Raw genomic sequence first — 15,946 nt, forward strand, 5'->3', positions numbered from 1 at the left:
TCAGCCCAGCGCGTCGCGTACCGGCACGAGCTTGGCGTCGCTCTCGGCCAGCTCGGCGGCCGGGTCGGACCCGGCGACGATGCCGCAGCCGGCGAAGAGCCGCAGCCGCCGGGCGTCGGCCGGGTCGACCTGCGCGCAGCGCAGCGCGATGCCGAACTCGCCGTCCCCGCGCGAGTCCACCCAGCCCACCGGGCCGGCGTACCGCCCCCGGTCCATCCCCTCGAGGTCGCCGATCACCTCGGCGGCCGCCCGCGTCGGCGTCCCGCAGACCGCCGCGGTCGGGTGCAGCGACGCGGCCAACCCGATCGCCGACACGGCGGGGTGCTCGTCGCGCAGCACCCCGGTGACGTCGGTGGCGAGGTGCATGACGTTCGGCAGGTGCAGCACGAACGGCGACTCGGGCACGTTCGCGCTCGTCCAGTGCGGTGCGAGCGCGTCGGCGACGGACCGGACGGCGTACTCGTGCTCCTCGAGGTCCTTGCTCGACCGGGCCAGGGACGCCGCGAGCGCGAGGTCCCGCTCGTCGTCCCCGGTGCGCCGGATGGTGCCGGCCAGCACGCGGGACGTGACCAGACCGCGCTCGCGGCGCAGCAGCAGCTCCGGGGTGGCGCCCACGAGCCCGTCGACGGCGAACGTCCAGCAGGAGGGGTAGCGCTCGGCGAGCCGCCCCAGCAGCCACCGCGGGTCGACCGGCTGCGCGGTGCTGGCCACCAGGTCCCTGGCGAGCACCACCTTGTCCACGGCGCCGGCGCCGATCCGGTCCAGGACCTGCTCGACCAGCCCCGTCCACACCGGGCCGGGGCGCGCGCCGTCGGCGTACGTCACCTGGCCCGGGGCGCGGGCCGGGCCGCGCCGCGCCGGCCACGAGGGGGAGGGCAGCGACCCGTCGACCCCCACGGTGGTGACCCACCAGCGGCCGCCGCGGTGCCCGACCACGACCTCGGGGACGACGAGCACGCCGCCGTCGGCGGAGTCGTCGGCGAAGGCGAACGAGGCGAACGCCACCGGCCCCGTGCCGGGCAGGTCGACCTCGTCGCGCACGACGGCGCCCGCGGACAGCGCCGCCCAGGCGGCGTCGGCGTCGGCGAACCGGCCGGGACCGCCGACCCGGACCCGGGCGCACTCGCCCCAGGCGACCAGGCCCTCCCCGCGCCGCACCCAGGACAGGGCACCGTGCTCGGGCAGCAGCGCGAGCAGCGGGCCGGGGTCGGCGACGGCGACCGTGCGCGCGACCAGCGGCGCGACGGCGGGGGCGGTGGACATCGGGGGCCAGGGTAGTTGCGGCCGGTTGGCCGGGCCGCCGCCCACCCCGCGCGGACGCCGGCCGCTCTGCGACGATGCGCGGGTGAGCAGAGCCGACCTGGGCAAGGACCCGCGTGACGTGGCGTCGATGTTCGACGAGGTCGCCGAGCGCTACGACGTCACCAACGACGTGCTGTCGCTCGGCCAGGACCGGCTGTGGCGCAGGGCCGTCGTCGAGGCGCTGGCGGTGCGCCCCGGCGAGCGCGTGCTCGACCTGGCCGCCGGGACCGCCACCTCGACGGAGCCGTTCGCCGACGCCGGCGCGCGGGCCGTGGGCTGCGACTTTTCCCTGGGCATGCTGCGGGTGGGGCGGCGCCGCCGGCCCGACCTGCCCCTCGTCGCCGGCGACGGCACCCGGCTCCCCTTCGCTGACGCGGCCTTCGACGCCGTCACCATCTCGTTCGGGCTGCGCAACGTCGTCGACCACGAGGCCGCGCTCGCCGAGATGCTGCGGGTCACCCGGCCCGGTGGCCGGCTCCTGGTCTGCGAGTTCTCCCACCCCACGTGGGCGCCCTGGCGGACCGTGTACTCGGAGTACCTGATGCGGGCTCTGCCCGCGGTGGCGCGCGCGGTCAGCTCCAACCCCGACGCCTACGTCTACCTGGCGGAGTCGATCCGAGCCTGGCCCGACCAGGAGGGGCTCGCCGCCAGGGTGCGGGCGGCCGGCTGGGGGCAGGTCGCCTACCGCAACCTCACCGGCGGCATCGTGACGCTGCACCGCGCCGCCCGGCCCTGACCCTCCGGCCCTGACCCTCCGGCCCCGACCCGACCGGCCCTGACCCTCCGGCCCCCTCCTCCCCGGGTGCGGCGGCCTGGCGCGCGTGGTGTGCTGGCGGCAGGTCGCGACGCGACCAGGACCACCGCCCACCCGGGCGGGCGGCCCAGGGACGACCTCGGGAGCGCGCATGGGTACCGACGACAAGATGGACAACACCGCCGAGAAGTGGCAGGGCAAGGCCAAGGAGGCCGTCGGCAGCGCCACGGACGACGAGGAGCTCGAGGCGCAGGGCAAGGGGGACCAGGCCAAGTCGGACCTCAAGCAGGCCGGCGAGAAGGTCAAGGACGCCTTCAAGCACTGACGGCGGCCGGCGGGGCGCAGGCCCGCGCCGCAGCCACCCCGACCCCGCACCGGCGTCCCCGGAGCGGGGTCGCGGCGTCCCCGGGGCGCAGGGACGCGCTGCGGGGTGGGGTGCGTCACCCGTTCGGGCAGGCGTAGACTCCCCGCCGTTCGTGAACCCGTTCACAAGCACCCCCGGCCCGCCGGCCCCGGCACCCCGGACGCCGGTCCCGACGCACGTCCCTAGCGAGGTCCAGTGACCAGCCCCGCCAGCCCCGAGCCCTCGGCTCGCCCCGCCGTACCCGCGGACGGGACGCCCGGCTCCGGGGACCACGACGCCGACGTCATCGTCGTCGGCGGCGGCCCGGCCGGCGCGACGGCCGCGCACTACCTGGCCAGGGCCGGTGTCGACGTCCTGGTCCTGGAGAAGACGTCGTTCCCCCGGGAGAAGGTGTGCGGCGACGGGCTGACCCCCCGCGCCGTGCGCGAGCTCGTCTCGATGGGCGTCCCCACCCGCGAGGAGGACGGGTGGATCCGCAACCAGGGGCTGCGGATCATCGGCGGCGGGATGCGGCTCGAGCTGCCCTGGCCGGAGCTCGCGAGCTTCCCCGACTACGGCCTCGTGCGCCCGCGCCTGGACTTCGACGAGACGCTGGCCCGGCACGCGCAGAAGTCGGGCGCGCGGATGCTCGAGCGGATGAATGTCACCGGGCCCGTCCTGGACGACGCGACGGGGCACGTGGTGGGGGTCACCGCCCGCCCGGTCGACGACCGCGGCCGGCGCACGGGCGGCGACCAGGTCTTCCGGGCCCCGGTCGTGCTCGCCGCGGACGGCGTGTCCGCCCGCCTGGCGCTCTCGCTCGGCATCCACAAGCGCGACGACCGCCCGATGGGCGTCGCCGTCCGGACGTACTTCCGCAGCCCGCGGCACGACGACGACTGGCTGGAGAGCTGGCTCGAGCTGTGGGACGGCCAGCCTGGGCGCTCGAACCTGCTGCCCGGGTACGGCTGGGTGTTCGGCGTCGGCGACGGCACGTCGAACGTCGGCCTCGGGATCCTGAACTCCTCCGACGCCTTCGGCAAGGTCGACTACAAGGACCTGCTGCGTCGCTGGGTGTCGACGATGCCCGCCGAGTGGGGCTACACCGACGAGAACCAGGTCGGCGAGATCCGCGGCGCGGCGCTGCCGATGGGCTTCAACCGCCAGCCGCACTACTCGCGCGGGGTGCTGCTCCTCGGCGACGCCGGCGGCATGGTGAACCCGTTCAACGGCGAGGGCATCGCCTACGCGATGGAGTCGGCGCGGCTGGCCTCCGACGTCGTCGTGCAGGCGCTCTCGCGTCCCACCCCCGCGGCCCGCGAGCAGGCGCTGCAGGCCTACCCCCAGGTGATGAAGGACGCGCTCGGCGGCTACTACGCGCTCGGCCGCGTCTTCGTGAACCTCATCGGCCACCCGCAGGTGATGAAGGCCGCGACGCGCTACGGCCTGCCGCGGCCGCTGCTGATGAAGTTCACCCTGAAGCTGCTGGCCAACCTCACCGACCCGCGCGGCGGCGACGCCCTCGACCGGCTCGTCAACGGCCTGACGAAGATCGCGCCGGCGGCATGACGGGTAAGGCTCGGCTTACCGGGGGAGCGGCGCGGCCCACCCCTAGGATGGCGGCGCCCCGGTGGGTGTCCCGACAGGCGTACCCGACCCCCGAGAGGGAAGAGCTGCGGTCATGACGAACCCCTACGTGCCGATCCTGGTGATGCTGGCGATCTCCGCCGGTTTCGTCGCCTTCTCGATGGTCGCCACGCACATCGCCGGACCCAAGCGCTACAACCGCGCCAAGCTCGAGGCGTACGAGTGCGGGATCCAGCCGACGCCGCACGCCGAGGGCGGCGGGCGCTTCCCGGTGAAGTACTACCTGGTCGCGATGACCTTCATCATCTTCGACATCGAGGTGGTCTTCCTCTACCCGTGGGCGGTCGCGTTCGACGAGCTGGCCATGTTCGGCCTGGTGGCGATGATGGGCTTCCTGTTCCTCATCACGGTGCCCTTCGTCTACGAGTGGCGGCGGGGTGGTTTCGAGTGGGACTGACCGAGGGGGAGCACCCGGTGGGGACGGGCCCGCGCGCACGGGCCGGGGACGCGGTCGTGGTGGAGAGGATCGGCTGATGGGCATCGAGGAGAAGCTGCCGGCAGGTTTCCTGCTGAGCACCGTCGAGAAGGCCGTCGGGCTCGCCCGGTCGGCGTCGGTGTGGCCGGCGACGTTCGGGCTGGCCTGCTGCGCCATCGAGATGATGGCCGTCGGCGGCCCCAAGTACGACATCGCCCGGTTCGGGATGGAGCGGTTCAGCGCCACCCCGCGCCAGGCGGACCTGATGATCGTGGCCGGTCGCGTCAGCCAGAAGATGGCGCCGGTGCTGCGCCAGATCTACGACCAGATGGCCGAGCCGAAGTGGGTCATCGCGATGGGCGTGTGCGCCTCGTCCGGCGGCATGTTCAACAACTACGCGATCGTCCAGGGCGTCGACCACGTCGTGCCGGTCGACGTCTACCTGCCCGGCTGCCCGCCGCGCCCCGAGATGCTGATGAACGCGATCCTCGAGCTGCACCAGCAGATCCGCGACACCCCCCTGGGCGTGAACCGCGAGCGCGTCGTCCAGGCCGTCGAGGAGGCCGCGCTGTCGGCCCTGCCGACCTCCCAGATGAAGGGGCTGCTGGCGTGAGCGAGGGCACGGGGGCCGGTCCCGAGGACCCGGCGAAGTCGTCCACGGAGGCCGCGCTCGAGGCGGGGGCGCAGAACCTGCCCGCGACCGGCGGCCCGGCGGCCGACGTCGTCGCCGTCCGCGAGGGCATGTTCGGGGTCTCCGGGCCGGGGGACACCTCCGGTTACGGCGGGCTGGTGCGCACCGTCGCGATGCCGGGTGCCTCGTCGCGCCCGTACGGCGGGTGGTTCGACGACGCCGCCGACGTCCTCACCGAGGTGCTCGGCGCGTCCGGGACCGGCTGGGACGCGGCGGTGGAGAAGGTCGTGGTCGACCGCGGCGAGCTGACGCTGTACGTCCGCCGCGAGCACCTGCTCGAGGTCGCCCGCGTGCTGCGCGACGACGAGGACCTGCGGTTCGAGATGTGCATGGGCGTCTCCGGCGTGCACTACCCGGCGGACGCCGGCCGCGAGCTGCACGCCGTCTACCCGTTCCTGTCGATCACGCACAACCGGCGGCTCCGGGTCGAGGTGGCCTGCCCCGACGCCGACCCGCACATCCCCTCGATCGTCGAGGTGTACCCGGCGAACGACTGGCACGAGCGCGAGACCTGGGACTTCTTCGGCATCGTCTTCGACGGGCACCCGTCGCTGACCCGCATCCAGATGCCGGACGACTGGCCGGGGCACCCCCAGCGCAAGGACTACCCGCTCGGCGGCATCCCGGTCGAGTACAAGGGCGCGCAGGTGCCGCCGCCCGACACGCGGAGGTCGTACCGATGAGCGAGCAGACGAGCGCCGAGCCCACCGTCGGCGAGGTGACCGGCGGCGACCCGTACGCGGCCGGCCCGGTGGAGGGCCGGGTGTACTCCGCCGAGGGCGGCGACTGGCAGTCGATCGCCGAGGAGGCGTCGGCGCTGCGCGAGGAGCGCATCGTCGTCAACATGGGCCCGCAGCACCCCTCCACCCACGGGGTGCTCCGCCTGATCCTGGAGATCGAGGGCGAGACGGTCACCGAGGCCCGGTGCGGTATCGGCTACCTGCACACCGGCATCGAGAAGAACATGGAGTTCCGCACCTGGACGCAGGGCGTCACGTTCTGCACCCGGATGGACTACCTGATCCCGCTCATCAACGAGACGGCGTACAGCCTCGGCGTGGAGCGGCTGCTCGGCATCGCCGACGACGTCCCCGAGCGCGCGCAGACCATCCGCGTCATGGTGATGGAGCTGCAGCGGATCTCCTCGCACCTGGTCTTCCTCGCCACCGGCGGCATGGAGATGGGCGCCACCACGATCATGACCAACGGCTTCGGCACCCGCGAGCACGTGCTCAAGCTGCTGGAGATGATCACCGGCCTGCGGATGAACCACGCGTACGTGCGTCCCGGCGGCCTGGCGCAGGACATCCCGCCCGGCGCGCTGGACAGCGTCCGCGACGCCGTCCCGGTGATCGCGGAGGGGATCCGCGACCTGGAGAAGCTGGCCAACGAGAACCCCATCATCAAGGCGCGGATGGTCGGCGTCGGCCACCTCGACCTCACCGCGTGCACGGCGCTCGGCGTCACCGGCCCGATCCTGCGCTCCACGGGGCTGCCCTACGACGTCCGCAAGGCGCAGCCGTACTGCGGCTACGAGACCTACGACTTCGACGTCCCCACGTGGGACACCTGCGACGCCTACGGCCGGCTGCGCATCCGCGTCGCCGAGATGTACGAGTCGCTGCGGATCGTCGAGCAGTGCGTGGACCGCCTGCAGCGGATGGAGCCCGGCCCGGTGATGGTGGCCGACAAGAAGGTCGCCTGGCCCGCGCAGCTGGCGCTCGGCGGCGACGGCATGGGCAACTCCCTGGACCACATCCGCCAGATCATGGGCACCTCGATGGAGGCCCTGATCCACCACTTCAAGCTGGTCACCGAGGGCTTCCGCGTGCCGGCCGGGCAGGTCTACCAGGCGGTCGAGTCCGCCCGGGGCGAGCTCGGCGTGCACCTGGTCAGCGACGGCGGGACGCGGCCGTACCGGGCGCACTTCCGCGACCCGTCCTTCAACAACCTGCAGGCGATGGCCGCGATGTGCGAGGGCGCCCAGGTCGCCGACGTCATCGTCGCGGTCGCCTCCATCGACCCCGTGATGGGAGGGGTGGACCGCTGATGGCGTTCGACCCGGCCACGCGCGAGCGGCTGACCGCCGACGCGCAGCAGATCATCGCCCGCTACCCCCAGCGGCGCTCGGCCCTCCTGCCGATGCTGCACCTGGTGCAGAGCGAGGAGGGGTACGTCAGCCCCGACGGCATCGCCCTGTGCGCCGAGCTGCTCGACCTCACCGCCGCGGAGGTCTCGGCGGTCGCGACCTTCTACACCCAGTACAAGCGCCACCCCAACGGCGAGTACACCGTCGGGGTCTGCACCAACACCCTGTGCGCTGTCATGGGCGGGGACGCCATCTACGACGCGCTGTCCGAGCACCTCGGCGTCGGGCACGACGAGACGACCGAGGACGGTCGGATCACGCTCGAGCGCGTGGAGTGCAACGCGGCCTGCGACTTCGCGCCCGTGGTGATGGTGAACTGGGAGTTCTTCGACAACCAGACCCCCGCCACCGCCCGGGAGCTGACCGACCGGCTGCGCGCCGGCGAGGACGTCGCCCCGACGCGCGGCGCGGCCAAGGTGTGCTCCTTCAAGGAGGTCTCGCGCGTGCTCGCGGGCTTCCCCGACGGCCGCGCCGACGAGGGCGTGGGCGCCGGCCCCGCGAGCGTCGAGGGCCTGCGGCTGGCGCGCGAGCGCGGCTGGACCGCCCCGTCGGCGGGCACCTCCGGTGCGTCCCACGCGCCCGCGGGCTCCGGCGAGGGCACCCGCGAGCGCACCAGCGCGCACGACGCGCCGTCCGTACCCGCGGGTGAGGGCGAGCGCGCGGGTACGGTCGCCGGCAAGCCGAGTGCCGAGGCGACGGAGGGCACCGGGGACGACGCGTCGGGCGAGACGCCGACGCACAGCCCCGGTGACGGCGCGAAGAACGGCAAGGAGTCCTGACGATGACCGACCCGCTGACCCCGGTCCTGACCCGCTTCTGGGACGAGCCCACCTCGTGGACGCTCGAGACCTACGAGCGGTACGACGGCTACCGGGCGCTGCGCCAGGCGCTGACGACCGAGCCGGGCGACCTCGTCCAGGCCGTGAAGGACTCCGGGCTGCGCGGCCGCGGCGGCGCCGGCTTCCCCACCGGGATGAAGTGGGGCTTCCTGCCGCCGCCGGACGGCGGTCCGCGCTACCTCGTCGTCAACGCCGACGAGTCCGAGCCGGGCACGTGCAAGGACATCCCGATGATGCTGGCGGCCCCCCACCTGCTGGTCGAGGGTGTCGCCATCACGTCCTACGCGATCGGCTGCAACCACGCGTTCATCTACCTGCGCGGCGAGGTCGTGCACGTGTACCGCCGTCTGATGCGCGCTGTCGAGGAGGCCTACGCGGCCGGGTACCTCGGCAAGGACGTCCTGGGCACCGGGTTCGACCTCGACGTCACCGTCCACGCCGGGGCGGGGGCGTACATCTGCGGTGAGGAGACGGCGCTGCTGGACTCCCTCGAGGGCCGCCGCGGCCAGCCCCGGCTCAAGCCCCCGTTCCCCGCCGTCGCCGGCCTGTACGCCCGGCCGACCGTGGTGAACAACGTCGAGTCCGTCGCCAGCGTGCCGTCGATCGTCCTCAACGGCCCGGACTGGTTCTCCGCCATGGGGACCGAGAAGTCCGCCGGCTTCGGCATCTTCTCCCTGTCCGGGCACGTCACCCGCCCCGGCCAGTACGAGGCGCCGCTGGGGATCACCCTGCGCGAGCTGCTCGACATGGCCGGCGGGATCCGCGAGGGCCACGAGCTGAAGTTCTGGACGCCCGGCGGGTCGTCCACACCGATCTTCACCGCCGAGCACCTCGACGTCCCGCTGGACTTCGAGTCCGTCGGCGCCGCGGGGTCGATGCTCGGCACCCGGGCCCTGCAGGTCTTCGACGAGACCACCTGCGTCGTCCGCGCGACGCTGCGCTGGACCGAGTTCTACGCGCACGAGTCCTGCGGCAAGTGCACCCCGTGCCGCGAGGGCACCTTCTGGATGAAGCAGGTGCTGCGGCGGCTCGAGGCGGGCCAGGGGACCGAGGAGGACCTCGACGTCCTGCTCGACGCCTGCGACAACCTGCTCGGGCGCTCGTTCTGCGCCCTCGGGGACGGGGCGACCTCGCCGGTCACCTCGTCCATCCAGTACTTCCGCGACGAGTTCGTCGAGCACGTCCGGTCCGGGCGCTGCCCGTTCGACCCCGTCGCCTCCACCGTCTTCGCCGGAGCTGACGCCCGATGACCACGACGTCCGACACGCCCGCCACGCGCTCGGAGCCCGAGCTGGTCACCGCGACCATCGACGGCATCGAGGTCAGCGTGCCCAAGGGCACCCTCGTGATCCGGGCGGCCGAGCAGATCGGCATCCAGATCCCGCGGTTCTGCGACCACCCGCTGCTGGACCCCGTCGGGGCCTGCCGGCAGTGCCTCGTCGAGGTGGCCACCCCCGGGCCCGACGGGTCGCTGCGGCCGATGCCGAAGCCCCAGCCGTCCTGCGCGATCGAGCTGACCGCCGGGATGGAGGTGAAGACGCAGCGCACGTCGCCGGTGGCGAACAAGGCCCAGCACGGCCAGATGGAGTTCCTGCTCATCAACCACCCGCTCGACTGCCCGGTCTGCGACAAGGGCGGCGAGTGCCCGCTGCAGAACCAGGCGATGAGCAACGGCCGCGCCACCAGCCGGTTCGTCGACGTCAAGCGCACCTTCCCCAAGCCGATCAAGATCTCCACGCAGGTGCTGCTCGACCGCGAGCGCTGCATCCTGTGCCAGCGGTGCACCCGGTTCTCCAAGGAGATCGCGGGCGACCCGTTCATCGACCTGCAGCAGCGCGGCGCGCAGCAGCAGATCGGCACGTTCTCCCCGGGGGTCCTGGGCATCCACACCCAGGGTGACGCCCTGCTCGACGAGTCGGGTGAGCCGTTCGCGAGCTACTTCTCCGGCAACACGATCCAGATCTGCCCCGTGGGGGCCCTGACCAGCGCGGCGTACCGCTTCCGCTCCCGGCCGTTCGACCTCGTGTCGACGCCCGGGGTGTGCGAGCACTGCGCGTCCGGGTGCGCGGTCCGCGTCGACCACCGCCGGGGCACCGTCCTGCGCCGGCTCGCCGGTGACGACCCGGCGGTGAACGAGGAGTGGACCTGCGACAAGGGCCGCTTCGCGTTCACCTGGGCCACCGCCCCCGACCGCCTCACCACCCCGATGGTGCGGGACGAGGCCAGCGGGGACCTGGTCCCCGCGAGCTGGCCGGAGGCCCTGGAGGTCGCGGCCCGCGGCCTCGTCGCCGCCCGGGACGGCGCCCTGCGCGTGCCCGGGACCGCCACCCAGGACGCCCAGGGCGTCGGCGTGCTCGTCGGCGGCCGGGCCACGGTGGAGGACGCCTACGCCTACGCGAAGTTCGCGCGCCTGGCGCTGCGCACCAACGACGTGGACTTCCGGTCCCGGCCGCTGTCCGCCGAGGAGGAGCGCTTCCTCGGTGCCCACGTCGCCGGCCGCGGCGTCACCGACTCCGTGACGTACGCCGACCTCGAGGCCGCGCCCGCCGTCCTGCTCGTGGCGTTCGAGCCCGAGGAGGAGTCCCCGATCGTCTTCCTGCGGCTGCGCAAGGCCGTCCGGAAGAACCGGCTCGCGGTCCACTCCGTCGCGCCGTTCTCGACCCGCGGCCTCACCAAGCTGTCCGGCCGGCTGGTCAGCGCCGCGCCGGGCACCGAGGCCGAGGTGCTGCGGGCCGTGGCGGACGGGCACGTGGAGGTGGCCGAGACGGCCGACGCGCTGCGCCGTCCCGGGGCCGTCGTCCTGGTCGGCGAGCGCGCCGCGACCGTGCCCGGCGCGCTCAGCGCCGCGCTGGCCGTCGCCGAGACCACCGGCGCCCGCCTGGCGTGGGTCCCGCGACGGGCGGGGGAGCGCGGTGCCGTCGAGGCCGGCGCGCTGCCCTCGCTGCTGCCCGGCGGGCGTCCCGTCGCCGACGCGGAGGCCCGCGTCGACGTCGCCGCCGCCTGGGGCGCCGACGGCCTGCCCGAGACCCCGGGACGCGACGGCGACGCGATCGTCGCCGCCGCGGCGCAGGGGCTGCTCGCGGGTCTCGTCGTCGGCGGCGTCGACCCGATCGACGTCGGCGACCCGGCGGCGATGACCGCCGCCCTGGAGCGGGTGCCGTTCGTGGTGAGCCTCGAGGTGCGCCGCAGCGCCGTGACGGAGGTCGCGGACGTCGTCCTGCCGGTGGCCCCCGTGCCGGAGAAGCGGGGCGCCTTCCTGGACTGGGAGGGTCGCTGGCGCGTCTTCGAGCAGGCCCTGGCCTCGCACGCCATGTCGGACCTCCGGGTGCTGTGGGCGGTGGCCGACCAGATGGACGTCGACCTCGGTGCCCGTGACGTCCCCGGGGTCCGTGCCGAGCTCGCCGAGCTCGGGCCGTGGACGGGGACCCGCGTCGACGCCCCCCGGACCCAGCCGGTCGAGCCGCCGTCGCCCGGTGCGGGCGAGGCGGTGCTCGCGAGCTGGCACCTGCTGCTGGACGGCGGCCGCCTCCAGGACGGCGAGCCGTACCTGGCCGGCACGGCGCACCGTCCGCACGCCCGGCTGTCCGCCGCCACCGCGGCCGCCGTCGGCGTCGCCGACGGGGAGCCGCTGCAGGTCTCCACGGGCACCGGCGCGCTGACGCTGCCCGTCGTCGTCACCGACGTCCCCGACGGGGTCGTCTGGGTCCCGACCCACTCCGTGGGCCCCGGGGTGCGGGCGGCGCTGAACGCCGTGCCGGGTGACCTCGTCCGGCTCGCGCGGGGCGCGGCACCGGACGGCGTCGCGGCAGCCGGTGCGACCGACCCCGCGCTCGACCAGCAGTCCACGCGGCAGAACACCGACCCGACCACCGAGGGGAGCGCGCGGTGAGCCAGCTCGCCACCGGTCTCGGCATCGTGCAGCAGCGGTACGTGCCGACCGCCGACTTCAGCCAGGACAACGGCTGGGTCGTCCTCGGCAAGGCCGTCGGGATCTTCGCCTTCCTGGTGCTCAACGTCGTCATCGCCATCTGGGCGGAGCGACGCATCATCGGGCGGATGCAGAACCGCCCCGGGCCCAACCGCGCCGGGCCGTTCGGCATCCTGCAGAGCTTCGCCGACGGGGTGAAGCTGGCCCTCAAGGAGGAGATCTTCCCCCGCGGCGCGGACACGTTCGTGTTCCTCCTGGCGCCGATCATCGCGGCGATCCCCGCGTTCCTGTCGTTCGCGGTGATCCCCCTCGGGCCGGAGGCGCGGATCCCGTTCACCGACATCGTCACGCCGCTGCAGCTGACGGACCTGCCGGTCGCCGTGCTGTACATCCTCGCCGTCACCAGCATCGGCGTGTACGGCCTGGTGCTCGCCGGGTGGGCGTCCGGGTCGACCTACCCGCTCCTCGGCGGGGTCCGGTCCACAGCCCAGGTCATCTCCTACGAGCTGGCGATGGGCATGTCGCTGGTCAGCGTCTTCATCGTCGCCGGCTCCATGTCGACCAGCCAGATCGTCAGCAGCCAGTCGAGCCTGTGGTGGGGCGTCACGCTGTTCCCCGCGTTCGTCATCTACGTCATCGCGATGGTCGGCGAGACGAACCGGCTGCCCTTCGACCTGCCCGAGGCGGAGGGCGAGCTCGTCGGCGGGTTCCACACCGAGTACTCCTCGATGAAGTTCGCGATGTTCTTCCTCGCCGAGTACGTGAACATGGTGACCGTCTCCGCGCTGGCCACCACGCTCTTCCTCGGCGGCTGGCAGGCGCCGTGGCCGCTGTCCGCGGTCGGCGACGGGGTGCTCAACACCGGTTGGTGGCCGCTGCTGTGGTTCACCGCCAAGGTGTGGGTGTTCATGTTCATCTTCATCTGGCTGCGCGGCTCGCTGCCCCGGCTGCGCTACGACCAGTTCATGCGCTTCGGGTGGAAGGTCCTCATCCCGTCCGCGCTGGTCTGGATCGTCGCGGTCTCCGTGCTGCAGGGCGTGCAGCGCTTCACCGACGTCGACCGCACCCAGGTGCTGTGGGCGCTCGCCGGGCTCGCGGTGGTGTTCCTCGCGATGGTGCTCTTCTGGCCCAAGCCGCGCGAGGACGACGACCAAGCCGCCGAGCCGCAGGAGTTCGACCCGTTCGCGGGCGGCTACCCGGTCCCGCCGCTGCCGGGGCAGACGATGCCGGTGTCGCGCCGCACCCGCTCCCGGGTCACGGTCGGCGCCGCCGCCGGGGACGCCTCGGCCCAGGGCATCACCAGCGGCTCCACCGACGGGTCGACGAACGACGCCACGAACGACGCCGGGCCCGCGACGGGCGACGGCAGCGACACCACCGGGGAGGACCAGCGTGGCTGACGAGCGCAAGCGGTCGCAGGAGAGCCAGGGAGGCTTCCTGTCCGACCTGTTCGCACCGGTCGCCGGGTTCGGCGTCTCGTTCCGGACGATGTTCACGAAGGTCCAGACCGAGGAGTACCCCGAGGTCAAGGTCCCCACCCAGCCGCGGTACCACGGCCGGCACCAGCTCAACCGGCACCCGGACGGGCTGGAGAAGTGCATCGGCTGCGAGCTGTGCGCGTGGGCCTGCCCGGCGGACGCCATCTACGTCGAGGGCGCCGACAACACCGAGGACGCCCGATTCTCGCCCGGTGAGCGGTACGGGCGCGTCTACCAGATCAACTACCTGCGCTGCATCTTCTGCGGGCTGTGCATCGAGGCGTGCCCCACCCGGGCCCTGACGATGACGAACGAGTACGAGCTGGCCGGGCCGTCGCGCGCCGGGCTGATCTACGAGAAGCAGGACCTGCTCGGCCCGATGCTGCCGGGCATGCTCGCCGCACCCCACCCGATGGTCCCGGGCACGGACGACACCGCGTACTACCGCGGTCAGGTCACCGGCGCCGTCGACGAGCAGGTCGCCTGGGTGCGCGAGCACCGGCCCGACGACTCCACGCTCGACGACGCCGGGGCGGGTGCGGCCGCCGCGCCCGCGCGCGCCGGTGGCACGACGACCACCCCGACGGAAGGACCGCGACGGTGAACCCGACCGCTCTGGTCGGCCTGGTCGGCCAGGCGCCGATCCCGCCCGACAACAGCCTCGGGGGCGGTGAGGCCGTCCTGTTCTGGGTCACCGCACCGCTGATGGTCCTGGCCGCGCTCGGCCTGCTGTTCGCCCGCAAGGCCGTGCACGCGGCCATCTCGGTGGCGTTCGTGATGGTCTGCCTCGCCGTCATGTACGCGGCCCAGGACGCGCAGTTCCTCTTCGCCGCGCAGATCGTCGTCTACACCGGCGCGGTCATGATGCTGTTCCTCTTCGTGCTCATGCTCGTCGGCGTCGACACGTCCGACTCGCTCGTCGAGACGGTCAAGGGCCAGCGGGTCCTCGCGGTGCTCGCCGGCGGTGGGCTGCTGGTGCTGGGCGTCTCGCTCGTGACGGGCCTGACGAAGTGGCTCGGGGGCAGCTGGCTGGGGCTGACCGGCCTGGACCTGCGTGAGCCCGTCGGGCTCGAGCAGGCCAACAGCGACGGCAACCCGGTCGGGGTGGCTCGGATCCTGTTCAGCGACTACGTCATCGCGTTCGAGCTGACCGGCGCGCTGCTCATCACGGCCGCACTCGGCGCCATCATGCTGACCCACCGTGAACGGCTCGTCGCCAAGGTCACCCAGAAGGAGCTGGCCGCGCGCAGGGTCCGCGAGAACCGCAACGTCGCCGGCCTCCCCGCGCCCGGCGTGTTCGCCCGGCACAACGCGGTCGACGTCCCGGCGCTGCTGCCCGACGGCACGCCGAGCGAGCTGTCCGTCAGCCGCGTGCTGCGCGCCCGCGGGCAGGACCGAGGCACCTCCGGCCTCGGCTCCGCCGTCCGCGAGATCAGCGCCGACATCGAGGGCGACGCCCCCAAGGGCCAGGACGACGTCGGCGACCGGGTGGACCGGGGGGTCACGGGCACCCAGGGGCCGGACGACGAGCGCGTGGACGGCACGAACCGCCCCGTCGAGGAGGTCGCCGCGCGCGAGGCGCGAGCGCGGGCGGGGTCCGCTGACGAGGAGGGCGACGACCGATGACCATCGACCACTACGTGGTGCTCGCCATCATCCTGTTCACCATCGGCGCGACCACGGTGCTGGTGCGCCGCAACGCCATCATCGCCTTCCTCGGCATCGAGCTGATGCTCAACGCCTCCAACCTGCTGTTCGTGACCTTCGCCCGGACGAACGGCAGCCTGTCGGGCCAGGTGATCGCGTTCTTCGTCATGGTGGTCGCGGCGGCCGAGGTCGTCATCGGACTGGCGATCATCGTCTCGATCTTCCGCACCCGCAGGTCGGCCTCGGTCGACGACGCCAACCTGCTGAAGTACTGAAGGGGCCCGACCGGTGAACTTCCTCGTCCAGGGCGACGCCGCCCACGCGGCGTCCGTCCAGGCGGCCAGCGGTGCCGTCCAGACCAGCGCCTGGCTGCTCGTCGCGCTCCCCCTGCTCGGGGCCTTCGTGCTGCTGCTCGGTGGGCGCCGCACCGACCGCTGGGGCCACTGGCTCGGCGTGGTGATGAGCTGGGCGGCGTTCGCGCTCGGTGCCGCGGTGTTCGCGTCGCTGCTCTCCTCGCCCGCCGAGGAGCGCGCCCGCGACCTGCACCTGTTCTCCTGGGTGCCGGCCGGGTCGTTCAGCGTCGACGCCGGCCTGCGGCTCGACCCGCTGTCGCTGACGTTCGTCCTGCTCGTGACGTTCGTCGGGTCGCTCATCCACGTCTACTCCGTGGCCTACATGGAGAACGACCCCGACCGGCGCCGCTTCTTCGCCTACCTGAACCTCTTCGTCGCCTCGATGCTGCTGCTGGTCCTG

15 protein-coding genes and 1 pseudogene are annotated in these 15,946 nt (G+C 73.4%); 15 read left to right on the top strand and 1 reads right to left on the bottom strand.

Translation table 11 applies throughout. The annotated features are described in order from the left end of the window. Positions 1-1,263: an isochorismate synthase gene (locus ACYVQV_RS18285; RefSeq protein WP_461024753.1), complete on the bottom strand. Its 1,263-nt coding sequence runs from the start codon at positions 1,261-1,263 to the stop codon at positions 1-3. An 82-nt stretch (positions 1,264-1,345) separates the two neighbouring features. Between ACYVQV_RS18285 and ACYVQV_RS18290 the strand changes: the two genes are divergently transcribed. From ACYVQV_RS18290 to ACYVQV_RS18360, 15 genes and pseudogenes are all read left to right on the top strand, one after another. Then, positions 1,346-2,038, top strand: coding sequence for a demethylmenaquinone methyltransferase (locus ACYVQV_RS18290; protein ID WP_461024754.1), 693 nt, complete (start codon positions 1,346-1,348; stop codon positions 2,036-2,038). A gap of 169 nt (positions 2,039-2,207) precedes the next feature. Continuing rightward, on the top strand, positions 2,208-2,381 hold the full coding sequence (locus tag ACYVQV_RS18295; protein ID WP_461024755.1) for a CsbD family protein: 174 nt from the start codon (positions 2,208-2,210) through the stop codon (positions 2,379-2,381). 324 nt (positions 2,382-2,705) lie between these two features. Continuing rightward, the gene (locus ACYVQV_RS18300) at positions 2,706-3,968 is read left to right on the top strand and encodes a geranylgeranyl reductase family protein (RefSeq protein WP_461024766.1); all 1,263 of its coding nucleotides are present in this window, start codon (positions 2,706-2,708) and stop codon (positions 3,966-3,968) included. A gap of 112 nt (positions 3,969-4,080) precedes the next feature. Next, positions 4,081-4,443: an NADH-quinone oxidoreductase subunit A gene (locus ACYVQV_RS18305; protein ID WP_461024756.1), complete on the top strand. Its 363-nt coding sequence runs from the start codon at positions 4,081-4,083 to the stop codon at positions 4,441-4,443. A gap of 76 nt (positions 4,444-4,519) precedes the next feature. Beyond that, positions 4,520-5,074: a NuoB/complex I 20 kDa subunit family protein gene (locus ACYVQV_RS18310; protein ID WP_461024757.1), complete on the top strand. Its 555-nt coding sequence runs from the start codon at positions 4,520-4,522 to the stop codon at positions 5,072-5,074. A 77-nt stretch (positions 5,075-5,151) separates the two neighbouring features. Then, positions 5,152-5,835, top strand: a complete 684-nt coding sequence (locus ACYVQV_RS18315) for an NADH-quinone oxidoreductase subunit C (protein WP_461024767.1) — start codon at positions 5,152-5,154, stop codon at positions 5,833-5,835. After that, positions 5,832-7,202 (top strand): NADH-quinone oxidoreductase subunit D, encoded by a 1,371-nt coding sequence (locus ACYVQV_RS18320; protein WP_461024758.1) that lies wholly within the window; start codon positions 5,832-5,834, stop codon positions 7,200-7,202. The genes ACYVQV_RS18315 and ACYVQV_RS18320 overlap by 4 nt, the downstream gene beginning before the upstream one ends. Continuing rightward, positions 7,202-8,080 (top strand): NADH-quinone oxidoreductase subunit NuoE, encoded by an 879-nt coding sequence (gene nuoE / locus ACYVQV_RS18325; RefSeq protein ID WP_461024759.1) that lies wholly within the window; start codon positions 7,202-7,204, stop codon positions 8,078-8,080. Before ACYVQV_RS18320 ends, nuoE begins: the two co-directional genes overlap by 1 nt. A gap of 2 nt (positions 8,081-8,082) precedes the next feature. Continuing rightward, complete coding sequence (gene nuoF / locus ACYVQV_RS18330) at positions 8,083-9,390, top strand: NADH-quinone oxidoreductase subunit NuoF (RefSeq protein WP_461024760.1); 1,308 nt, start codon at positions 8,083-8,085, stop codon at positions 9,388-9,390. Further along, positions 9,387-12,029: an NADH-quinone oxidoreductase subunit G gene (locus ACYVQV_RS18335; protein ID WP_461024761.1), complete on the top strand. Its 2,643-nt coding sequence runs from the start codon at positions 9,387-9,389 to the stop codon at positions 12,027-12,029. The genes nuoF and ACYVQV_RS18335 overlap by 4 nt, the downstream gene beginning before the upstream one ends. Further along, positions 12,026-13,468: an NADH-quinone oxidoreductase subunit NuoH gene (nuoH, locus tag ACYVQV_RS18340; protein ID WP_461024762.1), complete on the top strand. Its 1,443-nt coding sequence runs from the start codon at positions 12,026-12,028 to the stop codon at positions 13,466-13,468. Before ACYVQV_RS18335 ends, nuoH begins: the two co-directional genes overlap by 4 nt. Then, on the top strand, positions 13,461-14,150 hold the full coding sequence (gene nuoI, locus ACYVQV_RS18345) for an NADH-quinone oxidoreductase subunit NuoI (RefSeq protein ID WP_461024763.1): 690 nt from the start codon (positions 13,461-13,463) through the stop codon (positions 14,148-14,150). Before nuoH ends, nuoI begins: the two co-directional genes overlap by 8 nt. Then, entirely contained in the window at positions 14,147-15,172 is a 1,026-nt protein-coding gene (locus ACYVQV_RS18350; RefSeq protein WP_461024764.1) for an NADH-quinone oxidoreductase subunit J, read from the top strand. Before nuoI ends, ACYVQV_RS18350 begins: the two co-directional genes overlap by 4 nt. After that, positions 15,169-15,468 carry an NADH-quinone oxidoreductase subunit NuoK gene (gene nuoK, locus ACYVQV_RS18355; protein WP_461024765.1) on the top strand — a complete coding sequence of 100 codons (300 nt, stop codon included), beginning with the start codon at positions 15,169-15,171 and terminating at the stop codon, positions 15,466-15,468. Before ACYVQV_RS18350 ends, nuoK begins: the two co-directional genes overlap by 4 nt. A gap of 13 nt (positions 15,469-15,481) precedes the next feature. After that, positions 15,482-15,946: pseudogene (locus tag ACYVQV_RS18360) on the top strand (NADH-quinone oxidoreductase subunit L); the annotation flags it as partial.

The organism is Thalassiella azotivora, from assembly GCF_054781695.1.

Excerpts from the sequence above, each read along its gene's own strand:
- nuoF (WP_461024760.1), top strand. The coding sequence starts at position 8,083 with ATGACCGACCCGCTGACCCCGGTCCTGACCCGCTTCTGGGACGAGCCC.
- nuoK (WP_461024765.1), top strand. The coding sequence starts at position 15,169 with ATGACCATCGACCACTACGTGGTGCTCGCCATCATCCTGTTCACCATC.
- ACYVQV_RS18320 (WP_461024758.1), top strand. The coding sequence starts at position 5,832 with ATGAGCGAGCAGACGAGCGCCGAGCCCACCGTCGGCGAGGTGACCGGC.
- nuoE (WP_461024759.1), top strand. The coding sequence starts at position 7,202 with ATGGCGTTCGACCCGGCCACGCGCGAGCGGCTGACCGCCGACGCGCAG.
- ACYVQV_RS18310 (WP_461024757.1), top strand. The coding sequence starts at position 4,520 with ATGGGCATCGAGGAGAAGCTGCCGGCAGGTTTCCTGCTGAGCACCGTC.
- ACYVQV_RS18335 (WP_461024761.1), top strand. The coding sequence starts at position 9,387 with ATGACCACGACGTCCGACACGCCCGCCACGCGCTCGGAGCCCGAGCTG.
- ACYVQV_RS18305 (WP_461024756.1), top strand. The coding sequence starts at position 4,081 with ATGACGAACCCCTACGTGCCGATCCTGGTGATGCTGGCGATCTCCGCC.
- ACYVQV_RS18295 (WP_461024755.1), top strand. The coding sequence starts at position 2,208 with ATGGGTACCGACGACAAGATGGACAACACCGCCGAGAAGTGGCAGGGC.
- ACYVQV_RS18285 (WP_461024753.1), bottom strand. The coding sequence starts at position 1,263 with ATGTCCACCGCCCCCGCCGTCGCGCCGCTGGTCGCGCGCACGGTCGCC.